1 protein-coding gene is annotated in these 1,361 nt (G+C 51.1%); it reads left to right on the top strand.

The features are described 5' to 3' along the window. On the top strand, positions 1-1,361 hold a 1,361-nt coding region (locus tag MsAg5_RS09190; RefSeq protein ID WP_338100335.1), incomplete at both ends, for a hypothetical protein.

Raw genomic sequence — 1,361 nt, 5'->3', positions numbered from 1 at the left:
ACAGAGTCGTGATTGCCGGAACCAACGGCGACGAGTTGACTTCCAACTCTGCCAAGTTGACTGTTCTCAGTGCAACGGATGCGATTTCAATCACAACTCAACCGGCTGACAAGAACATTTCAATCGGTCAAAACGCAACGTTCAGTGTGACTGCAACAAATGCAAACGGTTACCAATGGCAAGAATCCGCGGACAACACAACATTCACTGACATCTCCGGTGCCACATCGGCCGGTTACACAACTGCTGATGCTACCGCTGCCGGCATGACTTACTTCAGAGTCGTGATTGCCGGAACCAACGGCGACGAGCTGACTTCCAACTCTGCCAAGTTGACTGTTCTCAGTGCAACAGATGCGATCTCAATCACAACCCAACCTGCTGACAAGAACATTTCAATCGGACAAAACGCAACTTTCAGCGTTGTCGCAACGAATGCAAACGGTTACCAGTGGCAAGAATCTGCAGACAACACAACGTTCACTGACATCTCCGGTGCCACATCTGCCGGTTACACAACTGCCGACGCTACCGCTGCCGGCATGACTTACTACAGAGTCGTGATTGCCGGAACCAACGGCGACGAGTTGACTTCCAACTCTGCCAAGTTGACTGTTCTCAGTGCAACGGATGCGATTTCAATCACAACTCAACCGGCTGACAAGAACATTTCAATCGGTCAAAACGCAACGTTCAGCGTTGTCGCAACGAACGCAAACGGTTATCAATGGCAGGAATCCGCAGACAACACAACGTTCACGGACATCTCCGGCGCCACATCTGCCGGTTACACAACCGCCGATGCTACCGTTGCCGGTATGACTTACTTCAGAGTCGTGATTGCCGGAACCAACGGTGACGAGTTGACCTCCAACTCTGCCAAGTTGACGGTCTTGAGCGCAACGGATGCGATCTCAATCACAACTCAACCGGCTGACAAGAACATTTCAATCGGTCAAAATGCAACGTTCAGTGTGACTGCAACGAATGCAAACGGTTATCAATGGCAGGAATCCGCAGATAATACAACATTCACTGACATCTCCGGTGCCACATCGGCCGGTTACACAACTGCTGATGCTACCGCTGCCGGCATGACTTACTTCAGAGTCGTGATTGCCGGAACCAACGGCGACGAGCTGACTTCCAACTCTGCCAAGTTGACTGTTCTCAGTGCAACAGATGCGATCTCAATCACAACCCAACCTGCTGACAAGAACATTTCAATCGGACGAAACGCAACTTTCAGCGTTGTCGCAACGAATGCAAACGGTTACCAGTGGCAAGAATCTGCAGACAACACAACGTTCACTGACATCTCCGGTGCCACATCTGCCGGTTACACAACTGCCGACGCTACC

It is taken from the genome of Methanolapillus africanus, assembly GCF_032714475.1.
Taxonomy (GTDB): Archaea; Halobacteriota; Methanosarcinia; order Methanosarcinales; family Methanosarcinaceae; genus Methanolapillus; species Methanolapillus africanus.
This window is presented reverse-complemented; position numbering and strand designations above follow the sequence as displayed.